Origin of the sequence: Vibrio sp. 1751 (genome assembly GCF_033339895.1) — a bacterium.
GTDB lineage: Bacteria > Pseudomonadota > Gammaproteobacteria > Enterobacterales > Vibrionaceae > Vibrio > Vibrio alginolyticus.
The window spans coordinates 37290-58213 of sequence record NZ_JAWOVM010000023.1; the positions used below are offsets into that span (position 1 = coordinate 37290).

17 protein-coding genes are annotated in these 20924 nt (G+C 44.3%); 8 read left to right on the top strand and 9 right to left on the bottom strand.

Annotation, left to right across the window (positions count from 1 at the left end; translation table 11 throughout):
* The first annotated feature begins 23 nt into the window (after positions 1-23).
* The 3 genes from lolC to lolE are packed head-to-tail and all read left to right on the top strand — an operon-like array spanning position 24 to position 3179.
* On the top strand, positions 24-1232 hold the full coding sequence (gene lolC, locus R7041_RS10185) for a lipoprotein-releasing ABC transporter permease subunit LolC (RefSeq protein ID WP_017820015.1): 1209 nt from the start codon (positions 24-26) through the stop codon (positions 1230-1232).
* Positions 1225-1932 (top strand): lipoprotein-releasing ABC transporter ATP-binding protein LolD, encoded by a 708-nt coding sequence (gene lolD, locus R7041_RS10190; protein WP_025766931.1) that lies wholly within the window; start codon positions 1225-1227, stop codon positions 1930-1932. Before lolC ends, lolD begins: the two co-directional genes overlap by 8 nt.
* Before the next feature lie 2 nt (positions 1933-1934).
* Positions 1935-3179: a lipoprotein-releasing ABC transporter permease subunit LolE gene (gene lolE / locus R7041_RS10195; RefSeq protein WP_138940029.1), complete on the top strand. Its 1245-nt coding sequence runs from the start codon at positions 1935-1937 to the stop codon at positions 3177-3179.
* A 148-nt stretch (positions 3180-3327) separates the two neighbouring features.
* On the opposite strand, the gene R7041_RS10200 is transcribed toward lolE, so the two are convergent.
* Positions 3328-3837 carry a DUF2062 domain-containing protein gene (locus R7041_RS10200; RefSeq protein ID WP_005387834.1) on the bottom strand — a complete coding sequence of 170 codons (510 nt, stop codon included), beginning with the start codon at positions 3835-3837 and terminating at the stop codon, positions 3328-3330.
* 8 nt (positions 3838-3845) lie between these two features.
* Between R7041_RS10200 and R7041_RS10205 the strand changes: the two genes are divergently transcribed.
* From R7041_RS10205 to kdsB, 5 genes are read left to right on the top strand one after another with little or no spacing between them, the layout of a single operon-like run.
* Positions 3846-6101 carry a DNA internalization-related competence protein ComEC/Rec2 gene (locus R7041_RS10205; RefSeq protein WP_206949127.1) on the top strand — a complete coding sequence of 752 codons (2256 nt, stop codon included), beginning with the start codon at positions 3846-3848 and terminating at the stop codon, positions 6099-6101.
* A 31-nt stretch (positions 6102-6132) separates the two neighbouring features.
* Complete coding sequence (gene msbA, locus R7041_RS10210) at positions 6133-7881, top strand: lipid A ABC transporter ATP-binding protein/permease MsbA (protein WP_017820018.1); 1749 nt, start codon at positions 6133-6135, stop codon at positions 7879-7881.
* A 5-nt stretch (positions 7882-7886) separates the two neighbouring features.
* Entirely contained in the window at positions 7887-8894 is a 1008-nt protein-coding gene (lpxK, locus tag R7041_RS10215) for a tetraacyldisaccharide 4'-kinase (protein ID WP_017820019.1), read from the top strand.
* Positions 8875-9054 (top strand): Trm112 family protein, encoded by a 180-nt coding sequence (locus tag R7041_RS10220; RefSeq protein ID WP_005378451.1) that lies wholly within the window; start codon positions 8875-8877, stop codon positions 9052-9054. The genes lpxK and R7041_RS10220 overlap by 20 nt, the downstream gene beginning before the upstream one ends.
* Positions 9054-9809: a 3-deoxy-manno-octulosonate cytidylyltransferase gene (gene kdsB, locus R7041_RS10225; RefSeq protein WP_064367973.1), complete on the top strand. Its 756-nt coding sequence runs from the start codon at positions 9054-9056 to the stop codon at positions 9807-9809. The genes R7041_RS10220 and kdsB overlap by 1 nt, the downstream gene beginning before the upstream one ends.
* 79 nt (positions 9810-9888) lie before the next feature.
* Here the strand turns inward: kdsB and R7041_RS10230 are convergent, their stop codons facing one another.
* The 8 genes from R7041_RS10230 to pflB form a co-directional block, all read right to left on the bottom strand.
* Positions 9889-11448: a SpoVR family protein gene (locus R7041_RS10230; protein WP_005378449.1), complete on the bottom strand. Its 1560-nt coding sequence runs from the start codon at positions 11446-11448 to the stop codon at positions 9889-9891.
* Between the two features lie 11 nt (positions 11449-11459).
* Positions 11460-12731, bottom strand: coding sequence for a YeaH/YhbH family protein (locus R7041_RS10235; protein ID WP_005378448.1), 1272 nt, complete (start codon positions 12729-12731; stop codon positions 11460-11462).
* Positions 12732-12778: 47 nt separating this feature from the next.
* Positions 12779-14713 carry a PrkA family serine protein kinase gene (locus tag R7041_RS10240; RefSeq protein WP_005378447.1) on the bottom strand — a complete coding sequence of 645 codons (1935 nt, stop codon included), beginning with the start codon at positions 14711-14713 and terminating at the stop codon, positions 12779-12781.
* Between the two features lie 493 nt (positions 14714-15206).
* On the bottom strand, positions 15207-15707 hold the full coding sequence (locus tag R7041_RS10245; RefSeq protein WP_206949126.1) for a YfbU family protein: 501 nt from the start codon (positions 15705-15707) through the stop codon (positions 15207-15209).
* A 136-nt stretch (positions 15708-15843) separates the two neighbouring features.
* On the bottom strand, positions 15844-16509 hold the full coding sequence (locus R7041_RS10250) for an energy-coupling factor ABC transporter permease (RefSeq protein ID WP_005378445.1): 666 nt from the start codon (positions 16507-16509) through the stop codon (positions 15844-15846).
* A gap of 154 nt (positions 16510-16663) precedes the next feature.
* A complete protein-coding gene (gene pflA, locus R7041_RS10255) occupies positions 16664-17404 on the bottom strand; it encodes a pyruvate formate lyase 1-activating protein (RefSeq protein ID WP_064367976.1) in 741 nt (246 codons plus the stop codon).
* A gap of 211 nt (positions 17405-17615) precedes the next feature.
* On the bottom strand, positions 17616-18593 hold the full coding sequence (locus tag R7041_RS10260) for a lipid A deacylase LpxR family protein (protein WP_005378443.1): 978 nt from the start codon (positions 18591-18593) through the stop codon (positions 17616-17618).
* Between the two features lie 153 nt (positions 18594-18746).
* Positions 18747-20924 (bottom strand): formate C-acetyltransferase (gene pflB / locus R7041_RS10265; protein ID WP_318128621.1); only part of this gene is annotated, 2178 nt, incomplete at its 5' end.

Sequence of the window (20924 nt, forward strand, 5' to 3'; positions counted from 1 at the left end):
AACAACCAGTTGGTTTGTCTTATATGTATCATCCTATCTCATTGTTTATTGGCTTAAGGTATCTTCGGGGACGCTCTGGAGATAGGTTCAGCCGATTTGTTTCTTATATGTCGACGGCGGGTATTACGATCGGTGTAATGGCGTTGGTGACGGTTCTTTCTGTGATGAACGGGTTTGAATCGCAGTTAAAAGAACGCATTTTAGGTGTGCTACCTCATGCCGTGGTTTCGCAACACGATGGAAAAACGCCTATGACCGAGTCTGCCCCTCCATTTGTTCAAGCGATGTCGAGTGAATCTCAGCCGGAGCCTATCGTTAGAGGAGAGGCTGTTATTCAGAGTTCTGCACAGCTGACGGCTGGTTACCTCATCGGTATTGAACCTAAGAAAGGCGATCCGATTAGCAACCATTTGATTGCCGGACGATTATCGTCACTTCATGCAGGTGACTACAATGTATTTTTGGGTCACAGTTTGGCGCGTTCACTAAAGGTCTCAATCGGGGATAAAGTACGCTTGATGGTGACCAACGCGACGCAGTTTACCCCACTTGGTCGTATTCCTAGCCAGCGAAACTTTACTGTCTCAGGCATTTTCAATACGGGATCGGACGTTGATGGTCAATTAATGATTGTGAACATGACGGATGCATCTAAGCTGATGCGTTTCCCTAAAGACACGGTTTCTGGTTGGCGTGTCTTTTTCTCTGACCCATTTATGGTGACGGATTTTGCTGACCAACCCATGCCTGATGGATGGGAATGGAGTGATTGGCGCGAACAGCGTGGTGAGCTTTTCCAAGCGGTGAAAATGGAAAAGAACATGATGGGACTTATGCTAGGTCTAATTGTGGGTGTCGCTGCATTCAATATTATCTCCGCTTTAATCATGGTGGTAATGGAGAAGCAATCAGAAGTCGCAATATTGAAAACTCAAGGCATGACTCAATCTCAAGTGATGACCATTTTCATGGTGCAAGGTGCAAGCAGTGGTGTAATTGGCGCGATTGTTGGTGGCGCTGCGGGCGTGATCTTGTCACTTAATCTAAATGCGATTCTTGAATCTGCTGGTGTGGCGCTATTCAGCTTTGGTGGTCATCTACCCATCTTGATTGATTCACTGCAAATTCTTTTAGTGGTGGTGTTGGCGATTGCTCTTAGCCTTGCTGCTACGCTTTATCCTTCTTATCGAGCATCTTCTGTTAAACCTGCTGAGGCACTTCGCTATGAATAAGCTATTAGAATGTCGTGATATTCGTAAAGTCTACCGAGAGGGTTCGTTAGATACGGAAGTGTTGAAAGGCGTAAGTTTCGATATCGACAAAGGGGAGTTGGTTTCTATTGTTGGCTCTTCTGGTTCGGGAAAAAGTACCTTATTGCATATTTTAGGTGCGTTAGATGACGCAACTCATGGTGAAGTTGATTTTCTAGGGCAAAACCTATCAGCTTTGAGCTCGAACAAACAGGCGGCATTACGCAACAAGCACCTTGGTTTTGTATACCAGTTTCATCACTTGTTGGCTGACTTTACTGCGCTTGAAAATGTGGCGATGCCACTGATGATTGGCGGTGCTAAAGTAGCGGATGCAAAACAGGCGGCTAAAGCGCTGTTAGATAAAGTTGGTTTGAGTCATCGGATACAACATAGACCCTCCGAGTTATCGGGCGGTGAGCGTCAGCGTGTTGCGATTGCGCGTGCATTGGTGAATAAACCTGATCTGGTCTTGGCTGATGAACCTACGGGGAACTTAGATCACAATACGGCACTGTCTATCTATGATTTGATGCGCGAGCTCAATAAAGAGTCAAACATTGCATTTTTGGTTGTCACGCATGACAAAGAGCTGGCAGCAAAAATGGATCGTCAAATGCACATGCAAGATGGTTTGCTCGTAGATCGTTTTGTGACTGATACAGCATCTGCGGAGGGCTAGTTTTGTTTACCTCTTTAGCTTTGATGATTGGTGGTCGCTTCAGTCGAGCGAAAAAGCGCAACAAGATGGTGTCTTTTATATCGCTTTCTTCGACTATTGGTATTGCGGTTGGCGTTGCCGTGATTATTATCGGTTTGTCTGCAATGAATGGCTTTGAGCGCGAGCTGCAGTCGCGTGTGTTGTCTGTGATTCCACACGGCGAGTTAGAAGGTGTTAATGGACCACTTCATAACTACACCAAAACGATGAATCAAGCTCTAAAACATGAACATGTTGTTGCGGCAGCACCGTACGTTCGTTTTACGGGTTTGGCAGAAAAAGGCAGTAAGCTAAAAGCGATAGAAGTTCGTGGCGTAGAGCCTACTTTCGAGCAAGCGGTGTCGAGCTTATCGAATTTTATTGACCAAGAAGCTTGGCAAAACTTTTATGCCGGTCAGCAGCAAGTGATCTTAGGCCGAGGTGTAGCAAACGAGCTAAATGTCGCCGTGGGGGATTACGTTACGTTGATGATTCCGCAAACAGGCGGCGCAAATAAAGTGCAGGCTCCTAAGCGTGTGCGCGTGAAGGTGTCAGGATTCTTAACGTTGAATGGCCAAATCGACCACTCTCTAGCGTTAGTACCATTAGCGGATGCTCAACAATACGCGAGATTAGGGGAAGGGGTCTCTGGCATTTCACTAAAAACTGACTATGTTCTCAATGCGCCTTCTATTGTTCGCGAGGTTGGTAGCATGGTTGACGTTTACGTGTATTTGAAAAGCTGGCAGCAAAAGTTTGGTTTTTTGTATCGCGATATTCAGCTCGTGCGCACCATTATGTACTTGGTGATGGTACTGGTGATTGGCGTGGCATGTTTTAATATTGTGTCTACGTTGATGATGGCAGTGAAAGACCGAGCGGCGGAAATTGCAATTTTGCGAACAATGGGAGCAAAAGATAGCCTTATCAAACGGATCTTTGTTTGGCAAGGTGTGTTCTCTGGTGTATTTGGTAGTCTCGTCGGCAGTGTTATCGGTGTCTTAGTGGCGTTGAACCTGACTCCGTTAATTAAAGGGCTAGAGAGCTTAATCGGTCATCAGTTTTTATCGGGTGATATTTACTTTGTTGACTTCTTACCATCACAACTACACTGGCCAGATGTGGCATTGGTGTCAGTGACGGCGATAGTGCTTAGTTTACTTGCGACGTGGTATCCTGCTTCGCGTGCCGCAAGGTTGAATCCGGCGGCTGTACTGAGTTCTAAATAGCTGATTGTTTTACAATATGCGAAAAACAAAAAGGACCGAATTCGGTCCTTTTTTGTATTTATCCGACTTGAGTAACATCGCGTTTCATTCTAACTGTTAGATGCTCCTCAACTGATAGCTCAAATGCTGATTTTTACGCAGTAAGGTCTTATCTTATTTTGCGTTTTTGCCAGCTCCGTACCACTGAGTAGCGCCAAAGCCCTCGAATTCCGAAGTAGCCAATAATCGCGGATACAACCCCACAAATTGCGCAGCCCAATAGAAATGGAGGTCCAATGGTGCTCATTTGCTGCATGATGAATTCCCACGATAGTTCAAAGTGAAAAGGTTGCGGGGGAAGACGCATCACTAGAGCACCTAGCTTGTACGCAAAGTAAAATAGCACAGGCATAGTGATAGGGTTGCTGATCCATACCAAAGCGACGGAGAGGGGCAGATTGACACCCAACATAATGGCCAAGCCAGCGGCCATGATCATTTGGCTCGGCAGCGGAACAAAAGCCATAAATAACCCGACAGCAAAAGCCCCTGATGCCGAGCGGCGGTTTAAGCACCACAAGTTCGGGTTGTACAACACATTGCCGAAGACCTTCAATGCTTTTTGGCGTTTGATCAATTCATGATCTGGCATGAAGCGTTTTATCAGCTTTCTAGGCATAGGACAGCATGACTCTCTCAGAAAAAAGTTGGACCTTGGCGTTATTTGTAGCGAGCGTAATCTCGTCGGCTTGGTGGCCGACAATACCAGATTGGCGTTGGTTGCTGCTGGGAATAATAACCACTGGCTCAATAATCAAATTACGTCGTGGCTTAATTAGCATAGGCGCAATTGCGGGCTTTATGGTTGTCATCGTCCACGGCAATGTATTGGAGTCTCAGAGACAAGCCCTTTTTCAAGCAGGGGAGAATATTACCATAATTGGTAAAGTTGACAGCCCTTTTACGCAAATAAGTCACGGTTATGAAGGTATTGTCGCGATAGAAGCGGTAAATTCTCAAACTCTGTTACCTTTTCTTAAACCTAAAATCCGTCTTATTACGCCTTTTCCACTCGATGTTAACAGTGAGTTTACGACATCCATCTCGTTAAAGCCGATTACAGGTCTACGCAACGAAGCTGGCTTTGATGCTGAAAAGCACGCGATGGGTAAAAATATTATCGCCCGAGCGGTTGTTAACAAAGACGCTAAGTGGATTGTTCGTTCTAATGTATCTCTGCGTCAATCCATTATTGCCGATGTCGCTGATGATGTGTCTTCCCTTCATCATTTCTCGTTAATAAGTGCGTTAGTTTTTGCTGACCGTTCTTGGTTGTCTGAGGAAGATTGGCAAGCGCTCAGGGACAGTGGTTTACTGCATTTGGTCTCCATTTCTGGTTTACATATTGGTATGGCGTTTACTTTTGGGCTAGTCGTGGGCGGTACCGTTCGTTATCTATTACCCCAATACCAGTTGTTACCTAGCTTATATGGGCTGATCTTCGCTGTTGCCTACGCTTGGTTAGCGGATTTCTCTCTGCCTACTACGCGAGCAGTGTCGGTATGCGTTGTTTACGTTCTCCTGAAGTATACTCTGGTGCACTGGACTTCTTGGCGAGTTCTTTTGCTTGCAGTATCTCTACAACTGCTTGTCCAACCTTTTGCATCCTACAGTATGAGCTTTTGGTTATCGTACCTCTCCGTTTGTGCGGTATTGTTCGCAATTAATTTGATTCGACATCAAAGGGGAGGTTGGAAAGAGCGATTAAAAGCGTTATTGCTTACTCAATTGATGTTGAGCGCTTTAATCGTACCTGTTAGTGGCCATTTCTTCTCCGGTTTTAGTTTGTCCTCAATAGCCTACAACTTGGTATTTATTCCTTGGTTCGGATTTATCGTTGTACCTTTGATGTTTCTAGCCCTGTTCTCATCTTTGTTTCTTGAAGTGATAGCGAAGCCTCTGTGGCATTCGGTGGACTGGTCATTACAGCCATTGAGCACGTCAATACAGTACGCAATAGGTTCTTGGCAACCTATTAGCATGGAAATGACAATGCTGGTTATGGCGATAGTGGTTTGCTTAATATTTCAACGGTTCATGTCTCAGTACGCGTGGTATTTGTTACTCGGCATCGTTATTAGTATCAAGCTTGCATCGGAGTATGAACCGCATTGGCGTATCGATGTATTAGATGTAGGTCATGGCCTTGCAGTGGTTGTAGAAAAAGACGACAAGGTGTTGCTGTATGACACTGGTAAAGCATGGCAAAGCGGCAGTATCGCAGAGCAGGTCGTCACTCCGGTTTTGCATCAACGAGGTTATGAAAGCATAGATACACTGATTCTAAGCCATTTCGATAATGATCACGCAGGCGGCCGCTTTTTCATTGAAGATGCCTTTTCTCCACAGCGTAAACTTAGTAGTCAATTCTTTATCGGATATGAGCCTTGCACTAGAGGTGACCAATGGAAATGGCAAGGATTAAACATGGAAGTGCTCTGGCCTCCTGCACTTGCTCAACGTGCGTATAATCCGCACTCCTGTGTATTACGACTTACTGACCCTATTTCTAACTTTAGTATGCTTTTTACTGGTGATATTGAGGCCATTAGCGAGTGGATTTTGCTTAGAGAACCCGGAAAGTTACAAAGCGATGTGGTGCTAGTCCCTCACCACGGGAGTAAAAGTTCATCGAATCCTCGATTTATCGAGGCGGTGAGCCCGAGTGTGGCGGTTGCTTCTTTAGCAAAAAACAATCGATGGGGAATGCCAGCGGAAAGTGTCGTTGCTTCATACCGAAAGCTTGGCATTACTTGGCTTGATACTGGTGAGGGTGGTCAGGTAAGCTTCTTTATTCACCGTGATAATTGGCGCTCAGAAACCAAACGTAGCGATACATTTGAGCCTTGGTATAGGCAGATGCTGCGTAAGGGAGTAGAATGAGAGTCTTAATGTAAGAAAATAAAGCACTTCTATGTCGATAAATACTGATGAAACGACTTGGCAGACGTTTAAGCGTCTATGGCAATTTATTCGCCTTTATAAGTCAGGTCTTGTCGTTGCAGTCATTGCATTAGTTATTAATGCCATATCAGATACCTATATGATTTCCCTACTAAAACCACTACTCGATGAAGGTTTTGGGAACGCTGAATCTGATTTTTTACGCACGCTTCCATTGATTATTTTTGCCATGATGTTCATCCGTGGCATAAGTGGATTTGTCTCCACCTACTGTTTGAGCTGGGTATCTGGCAACGTAGTTATGCAAGTCCGTCGCATGGTGTTCAATCACTTTATGCACATGCCAGTGTCATACTTTGATAAGGAAAAGACGGGCAACTTATTGTCGCGTATAACCTACGACTCAGAGCAAGTATCAGCGGCAACTAGCCAAGCGTTGGTGAGCATTGTGCGTGAAGGCGCAAGTATCATTGGTCTGTTAGTCTTGATGTTTTACAACAGCTGGCAATTGTCGCTAGTGCTGTTTGCTGTTGCTCCCGTTGTGGCATGGGGTATTGGTGTTGTTTCTAAACGTTTTAGAAAAATATCCAAAAATATGCAGACCATGATGGGTAACGTAACTGCATCAGCAGAGCAGATGCTGAAAGGCCATAAAGTTGTGTTGAGCTATGGCGGCCAAGACATCGAACGTCAACGATTTGAAAAAGTCAGCAACCAAATGCGTCAACAAAGCATGAAGTTGGTGACGGCTCAAGCGGCGGCTAACCCTATCATCCAAATGATTGCATCACTTGCAATTGTTGCCGTTCTTTATTTAGCAAGTATTGATTCGATTAAAGAGCAACTGACTCCAGGTACATTTACTGTTGTCTTCTCTGCAATGTTTGGTCTGATGCGCCCACTTAAAGCGCTGACTAACGTTACTTCTCAGTTCCAACGTGGTATGGCCGCGAGCCAAACGCTCTTCGCGTTAATTGACCTCGAGCCTGAGAAAAACGAAGGTAAGTTGACAGTTGAACGCGCAAATGGCGATGTTTCAGTTAAAAATGTAAGCTTTACTTACACTGGTGCAGAAAAACCAGCATTGGAAAATGTCAGCTTCGATATTCCAAGAGGAAAAACGGTGGCGCTAGTTGGCCGTTCTGGCTCAGGTAAAAGTACCATCGCGAACTTGTTCAACCGCTTCTATGATGTTGACAGTGGATCTATCACATTAGATGGGCATGATATTCGTGATTACGAGCTAAAGAATTTACGTCAGCAATTTGCACTAGTATCGCAAAATGTTCATTTGTTTAATGACACGATAGCAAACAATATTGCGTACGCAACGGATGGCCAATACGAGCGCAGTGATATCGAGAAAGCGGCAACACTCGCGCATGCGATGGAGTTCATCGGCAAAATGGATGATGGACTTGATACCATGATTGGTGAAAATGGTGCTAGCTTGTCTGGTGGTCAACGCCAACGTGTTGCGATTGCGCGAGCTCTATTGCGTGATGCTCCAGTGTTGATTCTTGATGAGGCAACTTCGGCTTTGGATACCGAATCCGAGCGAGCTATTCAAGCTGCACTTGATGAGCTGCAAAAAGATAAAACGGTACTTGTAATAGCGCACCGCTTATCCACAATCGAGAAAGCCGATGAAATTCTTGTGGTTGATGATGGTGCCATCATTGAACGTGGCAACCACGCTGAGCTTATTAAGAAAAATGGTGCGTATGCACAATTGCACCGTATTCAGTTTGGTGAATAAGCGCGGTGATTGAAAAAATCTGGTTTGAAAACCATCCAATAAAATACCTCTTGTGGCCGCTTTTGTGGCCACTGAGTTTATTATTTGGAACGATAAGCAAGTCAAAGCGAAAGCAATACCAAACTGGCCGCAAGCAAGCTTATAATGCGCCAATACCTGTTGTTGTGGTTGGCAATATCACTGCTGGTGGCAATGGTAAAACACCAGTTGTTGTGTGGCTTGTTGAGCAACTACAGCAAATGGGCTTTAAGCCGGGGGTTGTTTCTCGTGGTTATGGGGCAAAGGCTCCTGCCTATCCGTTAGTGCTAAAAGAAGATACGCCAGCGAAGCATTGTGGCGATGAACCTAAGTTGATTCATCGCCGTACAGGAGCACCTGTTGCGGTAGATCCTGTGCGTTCAAATGCAGTGAAAGCACTGCTAGATTTGGATGTGGATATCATAATTACGGATGATGGATTACAACATTATGCGTTAGGCCGTGATATTGAGTTAGTGATTGTGGATGGGAATCGCCGGTTTGGGAATGAAAGCCTGATTCCATTAGGTCCTTTACGTGAAGGTATTGAGCGACTTAAAGAAGTCGACTTTATCATCACCAATGGCGGTCAAGCGCATACGGGCGAAATCGCAATGGCTTTAGCACCCTCTAAAGCTATTAATCTTAAGACTAAGCAACATGTGGATGTCTCGGAGTTGAAAGATCTCGTCGCATTTGCGGGCATTGGGCATCCTCCGCGTTTTTTTCATACACTAAACTCGATGAACGCAGATGTTAAAGTCACAAAAGGTTTTGCTGACCATCAAGACTTTGATCAACAAGAATTAGAAGCATTGGCTCAACAAGGGACCAATGTGGTTATGACCGAGAAAGATGCCGTCAAGTGCAGCCATTATGCGCAAGATAATTGGTGGTATCTGCCTGTATCTGCCCAGTTTGAATCAAACGATGCAGAGCAAATTTTAAATAGAATAAAAGAGGTTAAAGCGGCTTATGGATCACCGTCTACTTGAGATTGTAGCTTGCCCTGTTTGCAAAGGTAAGCTGACGTACGATAAAGATAATCAAGAGTTGATCTGCAAATTGGATCGCCTCGCTTACCCGATCAAAGAGGGTATTCCAGTTCTGCTAGAGCCTGAAGCTCGCACTATGAGCATGGATGAGGGACGCTAATGTCTTTTACGGTTGTCATCCCTTCGCGCTACGCATCGAGCCGTTTGCCTGGTAAACCGCTAGCGGATATTGGTGGTAAGCCTATGGTTCAGTGGGTTTATGAACAAGCGCTACAAGCGGGTGCGGAAGATGTCATCGTTGCAACTGATGACGAGCGTGTTGCGAAAGCGGTTTCGTCATTTGGTGGTAAAGTTTGTATGACCTCTCCCCACCACGAATCAGGTACGGAGCGTCTTGCCGAAGTTGTTGAAAAGATGGCTATTCCGTCAGACCACATTATTGTTAATGTGCAAGGGGATGAGCCTTTGATTCCGCCGTCCATCATTCGTCAGGTTGCTGATAACTTATCTGGGTGTGAAGCCCCGATGGCGACGTTAGCTGTAGAAATAGACTCGGAAGAGGAAGTGTTCAACCCGAACTCTGTTAAAGTTGTCGCAGATGAGCAAGGCTATGCGTTGTACTTTAGTCGAGCAACCATCCCTTGGGATCGCGATAACTTTGCTAAACAAGACAAAACTATTGCCAACCCATTAATGCGTCATATTGGTATTTATGCTTATAGAGCTGGTTTCATTAATACGTATGTCAACTGGGTACCAAGTGCATTAGAGCAGATTGAGTGTCTTGAGCAACTGCGAGTGCTTTGGTACGGTGAAAAAATTCATGTGGCGGTAGCGAAAGAAGCACCAGCGGCAGGGGTTGATACGCCCGAAGACCTAGAAGCCGTGCGCGCGATTGTTGAGAAGCAAGCGTAACAAATGCTCATATAGATTTAAGAATAAACAAGGCTCCTGAATTAGGAGCCTTTTTGTTTTACTTGTATCGCGGTATTAGTTAAATGTTAGTGTCGTATTGGTTCCGTTTAGGGCAGGTCGCTAACACCTCTCGGTGACCGGTGTCTTTCACTTCTTGGAGAATGACATCAAAGCCCCATAATCGATACACGTGCTTTAGAACTTCTTCGTAACTATCATCAAGTGGGATGCGGTTGTGAGGAACGTACTGCAACGTAAGTGAGCGATCACCACGGACATCGACATTAAACACCTGAATGTTTGGCTCAAGATTAGATAAGTTATACTGAGCGGCTAGGGTTTCTCTAATGCGTTTATAACCCATCTCATCGTGTATCGCAGCGACTTCAATAAAGTTCTTATGATCATCATCGTTGATCGCAAACAACTTGAAATCACGCATTAATTTCGGAGAAAGGTATTGGCTAATAAAGCTTTCATCTTTGAAATTATGCATCGCGAAATGCACTGCATCTAACCAGTCGGTTCCTGCCAAGTCTGGAAACCACTCCTTGTCCTCATCAGTTGGTTCTTCACAGATACGCTTAATATCTCGGAACATGGCAAAGCCTAACGCGTAGGGGTTAATGCCATTAAAGTAAGGACTGTTATAAGGCGGCTGAGCCACGACACTGGTGTGGCTATGTAAGAACTCTAGAATGAACTTTTCAGACACCAAGCCCTCATCATAAAGATGGTTGAGTATGGTGTAGTGCCAGAACGTTGCCCAGCCCTCATTCATGACTTGCGTTTGTTTTTGCGGATAAAAATACTGACTGATCTTACGGACGATCCGAACAACTTCACGTTGCCATGGCTCTAACAACGGAGCATGTTTTTCGAAGAAGTAGAGCAAATTTTCCTGAGGCTCGCTTGGGAATCGCTCTTTAATGTCTTCCTCTTTCGTCTTGGCTGTTGGTACCGTGCGCCAAAGCTCATTAACTTGAGATTGTAGGTATGCTTCGCGTTCTTCTTGTCTTGCTTTTTCCTCTGTAATTGAGATTTTCTCTGGACGCTTGTAGCGGTCTACACCAAAGTTCATTAACGCGTGACAAGAGTCGAGCAGCTTTTCCACTTCTTTTACGCCATATCGTTCTTCACATTCGGCTAAGTACTTTTTGGCGAACAGCAGATAGTCGATAATAGAACTGGCGTCAGTCCACGTTTGGAATAGGTAATTACCTTTGAAAAAAGAGTTATGGCCGTAACACGCGTGCGCTATAACGAGTGCTTGCATTGTTACCGTATTTTCTTCCATCAAATAAGCAATACAAGGGTCGGAGTTAATCACAATCTCGTAGGCTAGCCCCATTTGACCATGTTTATAGTTCTGCTCTGTTTGGATGAATTTTTTACCAAATGACCAGTGATTGTAATTGATTGGCATGCCGATACTTGAGTAGGCATCCATCATCTGTTCTGAAGTAATCACTTCTATTTGGTTAGGGTAAGTGTCTAGGCGATAATGCTCCGCGACACGCTTAATTTCTTTGTGGTATCGCTCTAACAGCTCAAATGTCCAATCTGGTCCATCTGGCAACACTTTACTGTTACGCTTCTTAGGCGCCTCTCCTGAGAGGTTTCTCGTTGCGGTATTCATCGCTAGCCTCCTTACGCCGTTTCTTTTTGGAATAGTTCACGAAAGACTGGGAAAATATCCTCCACAGAGCGAATGTTTTTCATTGCGAAATTAGGAAACTCTTCAGTGAGTTTTTCGTACTCATGCCATAGAGTTTGGTGCGAGCGCCGTGTGATCTCTATGTAAGAGTAGTACTGACAGTTTGGAAGTAACTTGTTCACTAATAGATCCCGGCACCTTGGCGAATCATCTGCCCAGTTGTCACCGTCGGATGCTTGAGCTGCATATATGTTCCACTGACCAATCGGGTATCGCTCTTTTACTATTTCATCCATTAACTTGAGTGCGCTAGATACAATGGTGCCCCCGGTTTCTTGTGAGTAGAAAAATTCGTGCTCGTCCACTTCCTTCGCTTGGGTATGGTGGCGGATAAAGACGACTTCGACATTCTCGTAGGTACGAGTTAAGAACAAGTACAAAAGAACATAGAAGCGTTTTGCGATGTCTTTCGTTGCCTGATCCATCGAACCGGATACGTCCATTAGACAGAACATGACCGCTTGGCTCGATGGTACCGGGCGTTTCTCATAGTTCTTGAAGCGTAAGTCGAAGGTATCGATGAACGGCACGCTTTCGATTTTCTTGCGCAGTTCTTCAATTTCAGCCTTCAAGCGGTTCTCTTCAAACTGCTGAGCAGGTTCAATATTTTTGATGCGAGCAAGTTCGTCTTCTAACTCTTTAAGAAGTCGTTTTTTACCGGCAGTCATTGCAGTACGGCGCGCAAGAGATTGTTGCAGAGAACGTACTACGGCGATATTGGAAGGGATACCGGCAGTTTGAAAGCCTGCACGGTGTGTTTTCCATTCAGTGATTTTGGCAATTTGGTTTTTTTCTAGATTAGGCAGCTCGAGATCTTCGAACAAAATATCGAGGTACTCATCTTTTGATATTTGGAATACAAATTCGTCTTGGCCTTCTCCATCTGGACTGGCGTTCCCTTCTCCTGAGCCGCTACCCTGACCGCCACCTTTGGGACGCTCAATTTTATCACCAGTAATGAATTGGTCGTTACCGGGATGAACTCGTTCGCGAACACCACCTTTGCCTTGATGAAATATAGGCTCGTTGATGTCTTTGTGAGGGATAGAGACGTCTTCGCCCGTTTCCGTGTTCGTAATCGAGCGTCGATTCACTGCGTCTGCTACCGACTCTTTTATTTGCTCTTTGTGGCGCTTCAAGAAGCGCTGTCGATTAACAGCGCTCTTGTTCTTGCCATTGAGCCTTCGGTCTATAAATTGCGCCATGAAATAGCCCTCTTCATGTTTCACAAGCGACCTAACTCAATACTGGGTTAGGATGACTTACGTACTCGTAGGTACCACTCAGAAAGTAGGCGAACCTGTTTCTCGGTATAGCCTTTTTCCATCATGCGAGCGACAAAGTCGTCGTGCTTCTTCTGATCTTCAGAAGAGGTTTTCGCATTAAATGAGATAACCGGAAGTAGCTCTTCGGTATTGGAGAACATTTTCTTCTCGATTACTGTGCGCAGTTTTTCGTAGCTGGTCCAAACCGGGTTTTGACCATTGTTATTCGCTTTCGCACGAAGCACAAAGTTAACGATTTCGTTTCGGAAATCTTTCGGGTTAGAAATACCAGCTGTTTTTTCGATCTTCTCTAGCTCAGCATTCAGTGAAGAGCGATCAAATAGCTGACCAGTTTCTGGATCTCGGTACTCTTGATCTTGAATCCAGAAGTCTGCATAGGTGACATATCGATCGAAGATGTTTTGGCCGTATTCAGAGTAAGACTCAAGATAAGCGGTCTGAATCTCTTTACCGATAAATTCAACGTATCGAGGTACTAGGTAGCCTTTCAAGAACTCGAGATATTTCTCTGCTGTTTCAGCAGGGAACTGTTCGCGCTCAACCTGTTGTTCAATCACATAGAATAGATGTACAGGGTTGGCTGCCACTTCGGTTTGGTCGAAGTTAAATACGCGTGACAAAATCTTAAAGGCAAAACGTGTTGAGAGACCGTTCATGCCTTCATCGACACCAGCATAATCACGATACTCTTGATAGCTTTTTGCCTTTGGATCCGTATCTTTCAGCGTTTCACCGTCGTATACGCGCATCTTAGAGAAGATGGACGAGTTCTCAGGCTCTTTAAGTCGAGAAAGAATACTGAATTGTGCCAGAGTCTCGAGCGTGCTTGGTGAACAAGGGGCTTGAGACAACTCACTGTTTTCAAGAAGTTTTTGGTAGATTTTGACTTCTTCTGAAACACGTAGACAGTAAGGTACTTTCACAATATAAACACGGTCCAAGAACGCTTCATTGTTCTTGTTGTTACGGAAGGTCTGCCACTCAGATTCGTTTGAGTGAGCCAGAATCATACCGTCGAATGGAATCGCAGAAAGGCCTTCTGTGCCGTTGAAGTTGCCTTCTTGCGTTGCTGTTAACAGCGGGTGAAGCACTTTGATTGGTGCTTTGAACATCTCAACGAATTCCATTAAACCTTGGTTTGCTTTACACAGCGCACCGGAGTAGCTGTAAGCGTCTGGATCGTCTTGCGAATAGTGTTCAAGCTTACGAATATCGACTTTACCAACCAATGATGAGATATCTTGGTTGTTTTCATCGCCTGGTTCAGTTTTGGCAATACCGATTTGGTCAAGGATAGAAGGGCGTACTTTCACTACTTTAAATTTGGTGATATCACCACCAAACTCGTGAAGACGTTTAGCGGCCCAAGGAGACATTATCGAGCGAAGATAACGGTGCTCGATGCCATATTCTTTTTTCAAAATATCGCCATCTTCTGTGGCTTTGAATAGGCAGAACGGATGGTCATTCACTGGGCTGCGTTCGCCGTTAGCAGTAAGAACATAAATAGGCATCTGTTCCATCAGAGCCTTAAGCTTTTCTGCAAGCGAAGACTTACCGCCACCTACAGGGCCGAGTAAGTAAAGAATCTGCTTACGCTCTTCTAAGCCTTGCGCCGCATGTTTTAGGTAAGACACAATTTGTTCTATGGCATCTTCCATGCCATAAAAGTCTTTAAAGGTTTCATAACGAGAGATAACACGATTCGAGAAGATTCGGCTTAGTCTCGGATCCTTTGCCGTATCGATTATCTCTGGTTCACCAATCGCCATCAGTAGGCGTTCTGCTGCATTAGCATAAGCGCTTTTGTCATCTTTACACAGGGCTAAAAACTCCTGTAACGACATCTCTTCATCTTTTGCAGCTTCATATCTTGATTGATAGTGGTCGAAAATACTCATGTCGCTTTCCCCTTTAATAGTCAGTCTACCGACGAACGTTGATTCAGGCTTTCCACCAACAGTTATGCTCGTTGTTGTTTGAATATACGTCCTGTTATCACATTTGGTTCGTACAGAATGTAAGATTGGCGACACCAAAGACTTTGCTTTATGGACGGTTTTTTCGTTACAACGGTGAGCGGTGGATATGAATTTTTCAATCACAGCCTTTCTCTACTTAAGCCTAGTCGGGGATTTGCAATTTTGCTTAACAATTATGAATTTATTGTAAAAGTGACATTTGAATCACTCTTTTATTAAGGACGAATTTATGTCGTGAATAGGTGCAATAGAAATCAAATATTTGGCAAAGACAGAAGAGTCTCAGTGATTCGTTGTTCTACATTGAGCAAGGTAAGTGAAAGAGGTAGGAAGAGAGCAAAGTCTTAGATAAGTTTGTGACAGGGTAAATAACAAGGAGAGCGGGCGCTCTCCTCATTCTTAGACGACCATTTTATGCGCTGAAGATTTGCGCTAGTTCGTTTTCACATAAATGATACTGACGAGGGCAGTTACGCCAAGTTTGCAGCATACGGCGGTATTTATCTAGCATCGGCATTTGGCTGTTAAAGTGATGATCTGCCTTGTCAAACTGAGGGTACAAACCTTCAGAATCGATGAGAAAACGTACGTAATGTACTTGTTGCGCTTCTGAAGCGATATCAAATCCCAAGAACTTCAAGCGGCGCTGATCTACGTTGCTGCGGTCTTCATTGTCTAGCATGTTGTAAGATTCTTGCATCGCATGATACATCTCCATAACGTCGATGATCTCACGACATTCTGCTTCTGAGAGGCAGCCGAAATCTTTGTTCAACTCTCGCATTTGTAGTTCATAACCACGTTCAACGATCGTTTGTAAGCGTTTGTATTTGGCCGCATTACTTGGATCAAATTGAGACATAAGGTTGTATTGGTTTGATAGAATCAAACGTTGAGCGTTTGACATTTCCATGGTGACCTCACTAGATATCTAATACATTTTTAATGTGCTTAGGTTAACGCTTAAGACATGAGTGAAACATGATCTCAACACATATTTAATACTAAAAAATGGCAAGAACTGTCACTTTTGACCAGTTTGAAAACACTTATTTATGGTAATGATTGTATATGTAGTCTCGGTCTGAAAATACTCTCAGCCACTCTGGCTTGAATACGGTTAAAACCGCCAGTGCCATACCATTTAGTAGACCTTCAGGAAAGGCGAGCAACGGCACAAAAACAAAGTAGTTATGTTGAATGGTTTCCCAATCGTAGTGACCAACTGATAGGTGATAAAAAGAGTTAATGATGAGGTGCAGACTTCCTGTTATCGCGCCATTGAAAAATCCAGCAACGAAGATGAAAACAAAAATGTTTCGTGGCAAGTAGTGGTAACTCAGAAGAAACACTAAGTAACTAATGAAAATCGGAATTAGGGCTGATAGAACTAACGACGTGGGTAAGAGTAGCAAGGACACATCATGTAGTAGGTGGTTGACCAACATAGCGGGAATGCTGAGTAGAAATGCCATGCGCCAACCATACATCATCGTCAGCGTTGTTAGTGCAAGAAAATGAATCTGTAATCCTTCTTTTACACCTGCTTGAGCTGTCCATAAAATACTGAAAAAGAAGAGCGTTGCAAAAACGAGGTGCTGAAATCCTTTTTCTTTTTCCAGTTTGGGCCAAACGACTTTTTTCCAATCTGGTAGGCAGTAGACTACTACTATCCAAATTGAGACAACAAGAGAGCCTAAGTTAAACAAATCCATGTTACTTCCTTCCTATGCGAACATGACGCAATCATTTCTATCGTTCTTTTTATACCTAAATGACCGCAGAGAAACTCACTGATAAGGCTTAGATATAATCAAAAAAATACCAGCAATAAGCTGGTATTTTAAAGAGGTTAGTCTTGCGGTTCACTTAGTATTTTACGTTATCGTTGTATTGAGCAAGAATGGATTGAATTTCATCCATGGTTTCTTTCGGTGGCGGGTTTACGCCTTCGAGTGGGTATTCTAAGCCTAACGCTTCCCACTTATGAGCCCCTAATTTGTGGTAAGGAAGTAACTCGACCTTTTCGATGTTATCCATGTCTTTAATAAATTCACCAAGCATGTGTGCTGCTTCTAGGTCATCTGTGTAACCAGGCACGACGACATAGCGAATCCATGTTTTCTTTCCGATTTTTTGCAAGTAACGAGCAAAGTCCAATGTGCGTCGGTTGGATACACCAATGAGATCTTGGTGCACTTCGTCTTTCATGTGTTTGATGTCAAGCATGACTAAGTCTGTTGCATCCAGTACTTCATCGATAACATCAGTGTGCTTACGAACATAACCGTTAGTATCTAGACATGTATGAATGCCTTCGGCTTTAGCAGCGCGGAAAAAATCACGTACGAATTCCGGTTGAAGCATCGCTTCGCCGCCAGAACAAGTAACGCCACCGCCTGATGCATTCATGAAGTGGCGGTAACTTTTCGCTTCGGAAATGATTTCTTCAACCGTGACTTCTTTGCCATCATGCGTGTCCCAAGTATCGCGGTTATGGCAATACTTACAGCGCATTAAACAACCTTGCAAGAAGACGATAAATCGAATACCAGGTCCGTCTACGGTACCACATGACTCAAATGAGTGAATACGACCAGCTGTTGACATCTTTTGCTCTCATTACTAGTAAATTCTAGCTGTTATTTTATTACAAAAAGCAGGGTTAAAACAGCTTTGTCGGTACTAAAGGCAAGGTTATTTGAAGAAAGAAAATAGATGGAGCCAATCTACATAAACGCTTGAACACGAGGTGGTTAATACCTACCCCGAGAACTTGCCGTGTATCTAGATTGACTTCGATGCTGGGATAATCCAGTTTTTAGAAAAAGGCGAACACGGAGAACGAGCCTGTCCCATAAACATCGGTTTGGGCTTCTTCATAATCCGGTGTTTTAATCGTAAAGGTGATGCTTGCACCGTAATTTTGGTTGTACCAAGATACCCCCGCGACGGCACTTGCTTGCCAATTTTGCAGTGTGACGTCGTATGGCGCTGACGGTTCAGGAATGCCAGGACGATCTCCTTCGATAGTCATGTCATTAAAGCGGTAACGACCTTCAAACCCGGTGAACAAGAACCAACTCGACGTGTTCTGAGCGATCATACTTGCTGAGAAAGGGCTTTCGACACTGATATTGGCTGCTCCGATGCTATTCGCTAGGTTTGTACCCCAACGAAACATGACGCCTTGAGAGACATCACTACGGAAGTTACCCGCATTGATGTCGTTAATGTTGGTGATCTCCCATTGTGTTTTTTGTTCTTCGCTGCGCATCAATTTGTTAAATACGCGGTAACCAAGGCTGAACGCAACTTTATCTTCAATCTGGTAATCCCAACCTTGAGGGTCCGTCGATCCTGTTATGCCGTGAACGATTTCTTGCGCCTTTTCTGATAGCGAACTTTCACCCGTAGTTCCTATGGTGAAATTGTACCGTACAGCTTTGTCACTCGTTAGGGAAAGGTAGTTGATTTCGGTGTGTAGGTAACCGGCATATGGGCGATCATTGATTAGTGGATAATCGGCTTCAATGTCGCTTGGAGTCCACATCTTGTGGCCAAGAACCAACTCTATTTTATCGATATTGGCGTGCTCTGAGTTAGCTAGACTCAGCCATTTCCATTGGCTTTCTTGTGTCAGTTGGTCTGTCGCGTAAGAAAGGAAAACACCATTCGTATAGTCTTGATCGACTCCAAAAATACCATCGTTGTCGATGGTAAAAGAAACCGTAGACTTAGTGGATGCTATTGCAACTGGAGAAAGAAGGGTAAGAATAATTAATTTACTAAATCTCATAGACTTTATTTGCTAACTTTTTTCGCATCATACGTAAGAATGCGGGCAAAAGTCTTTCGCGATATCACAACTTTCATTCAAGAAATAAAAAAAGGCTGATGCTACTTAGCATCAGCCTTTGTTGTATTACTAGAACGTTATTTCGCTATAGTCTTATAGAGACTCAGTGAATGTACGCGCGATTACGTCAGCTTGTTGCTCTGCAGTTAGAGAGTTGAAGCGAACAGCGTAACCAGATACACGGATTGTTAGCTGAGGGTATTTCTCTGGGTGCTTAACTGCGTCTTCTAGAGTTTCACGGTTAAGAACGTTCACGTTTAGGTGTTGACCACCTTCGATACCCGCTTCGTGGTGGAAGTAACCATCCATAAGACCAGCAAGGTTAGCGCGTTGTGAACCCTCATCTTTACCTAGTGCGTTAGGTACGATAGAGAATGTGTAAGAGATACCATCTTGTGCGTCAGCAAACGGCAGTTTAGCAACTGAAGTTAGTGATGCTACAGCACCTTTCTCGTCACGACCGTGCATTGGGTTTGCACCTGGAGCAAATGGAGCACCAGCACGACGACCGTCAGGCGTGTTACCAGTTTTCTTACCGTAAACCACGTTTGAAGTGATAGTAAGAATTGACTGAGTAGGGATTGCATCACGGTAAGTCTTAAGCTTACGGATTTTGCCCATAAATACAGAAACAAGTTCACATGCAATGTCATCAACGCGTGGGTCGTTGTTACCGAATTTAGGGTAATCGCCTTCGATTTCGAAGTCGATTGCTAGACCGTCTTCGTCACGAATTGGCTTAACTTTTGCGTATTTAATTGCAGATAGTGAGTCAGCCGCAACAGATAGACCAGCAATACCACAAGCCATAGTACGTTTAACGTCACGGTCGTGTAGAGCCATTAGTGCCGCTTCGTAGCTGTACTTATCGTGCATGAAGTGGATAGCGTTTAGTGCAGTCACATATTGTTTCGCTAGCCAATCCATGAAGTGGTCCATTTTCTCCCACAGTTCATCGTAGTTAAGAACATCGCCTTCGATCTTAGGCATTTGCGGGCCAACTTGGATTTTTAGCTTCTCATCCACACCACCGTTGATGGTGTAAAGCATTGTTTTCGCAAGGTTCGCACGAGCACCGAAGAACTGCATTTGCTTACCAACAACCATTGGAGATACACAACATGCGATCGCGTAGTCGTCAGAGTTCATGTCTGGACGCATTAGGTCGTCATTTTCGTACTGAATAGAAGAAGTATCGATAGATACTTTCGCACAGAACTTCTTGAAGCCTTCAGGTAGTTGCTCAGACCAAAGAACAGTGATGTTTGGCTCTGGAGAAGGACCCATAGTGTATAGTGAGTTTAGGAAACGGAAGTTTGTACGAGTAACTAGCGTACGACCGTCAAGACCCATACCACCCATAGACTCAGTTGCCCAGATAGGGTCGCCAGAGAATAGATCATCGTACTCAGGAGTACGTAGGAAACGAACCATACGTAGTTTCATTACGAAGTGGTCGATCATTTCCTGAGCTTGTTCTTCAGTTAGCTTACCAGCCGCGATATCACGTTCGATGAAGATGTCTAGGAACGTAGAAGTACGACCTAGAGACATAGCCGCACCGTTTTGAGATTTAACAGCAGCTAGGTAACCGAAGTAAGTCCACTGAATAGCTTCTTGCGCAGTTTCAGCAGGACGAGAAATATCACAACCGTATTTTGCAGCCATTTCTTTGATTTGACCTAGAGCACGGTGTTGCTCTGCGATCTCTTCACGAAGCTGCATTGTCATTTGTAGGTCTTCGCCGTTCTCAAAACGCTCTTGTAGAGAAGAGAACTGCGCGAATTTATCCTTCATTAGGAAGTCAATACCGTATAGAGCAACACGACGGTAGTCACCGATGATACGACCACGACCGTATGCATCTGGAAGACCAGTCAGTACGCCAGATTTACGACACGCCATGATTTGAGGAGTGTAGATATCGAAAACGCCTTGGTTGTGAGTTTTACGGTATTCTGTGTAGATTTTTTTAACTTGTGGGTCTAGCTCGCGGTCGTAGGCTTTGCATGAACCTTCAACCATGCGGATACCACCGTTAGGGATGATCGCACGTTTTAGAGGAGCGTCAGTTTGAAGACCTACGATAGTTTCTAGGTCTTTTTCGATGTAGCCTGCATCGTGAGCAGTGATGGTAGAGATAACTGAAGTATCAAAATCAACAGGAGCGTGAGTCGCGTTCTCTTGTTTGATGCCTTCCATTACCTTAGCCCAAAGCTTGTTAGTCGCTTCAGTACCTTCAGAAACTAGGAAAGATTCGTCGCCTTCGTA

Coding starts and splice junctions, on each gene's coding strand:
- R7041_RS10220 (WP_005378451.1), top strand. CDS start 8,875: ATGGATCACCGTCTACTTGAGATTGTAGCTTGCCCTGTTTGCAAAGGT.
- kdsB (WP_064367973.1), top strand. CDS start 9,054: ATGTCTTTTACGGTTGTCATCCCTTCGCGCTACGCATCGAGCCGTTTG.
- R7041_RS10245 (WP_206949126.1), bottom strand. CDS start 15,707: ATGGAAATGTCAAACGCTCAACGTTTGATTCTATCAAACCAATACAAC.
- R7041_RS10240 (WP_005378447.1), bottom strand. CDS start 14,713: ATGAGTATTTTCGACCACTATCAATCAAGATATGAAGCTGCAAAAGAT.
- msbA (WP_017820018.1), top strand. CDS start 6,133: ATGTCGATAAATACTGATGAAACGACTTGGCAGACGTTTAAGCGTCTA.
- R7041_RS10250 (WP_005378445.1), bottom strand. CDS start 16,509: ATGGATTTGTTTAACTTAGGCTCTCTTGTTGTCTCAATTTGGATAGTA.
- R7041_RS10200 (WP_005387834.1), bottom strand. CDS start 3,837: ATGCCTAGAAAGCTGATAAAACGCTTCATGCCAGATCATGAATTGATC.
- R7041_RS10235 (WP_005378448.1), bottom strand. CDS start 12,731: ATGGCGCAATTTATAGACCGAAGGCTCAATGGCAAGAACAAGAGCGCT.
- pflA (WP_064367976.1), bottom strand. CDS start 17,404: ATGTCAACAGCTGGTCGTATTCACTCATTTGAGTCATGTGGTACCGTA.
- R7041_RS10205 (WP_206949127.1), top strand. CDS start 3,846: ATGACTCTCTCAGAAAAAAGTTGGACCTTGGCGTTATTTGTAGCGAGC.
- lolD (WP_025766931.1), top strand. CDS start 1,225: ATGAATAAGCTATTAGAATGTCGTGATATTCGTAAAGTCTACCGAGAG.
- R7041_RS10230 (WP_005378449.1), bottom strand. CDS start 11,448: ATGAATACCGCAACGAGAAACCTCTCAGGAGAGGCGCCTAAGAAGCGT.
- R7041_RS10260 (WP_005378443.1), bottom strand. CDS start 18,593: ATGAGATTTAGTAAATTAATTATTCTTACCCTTCTTTCTCCAGTTGCA.
- lolC (WP_017820015.1), top strand. CDS start 24: ATGTATCATCCTATCTCATTGTTTATTGGCTTAAGGTATCTTCGGGGA.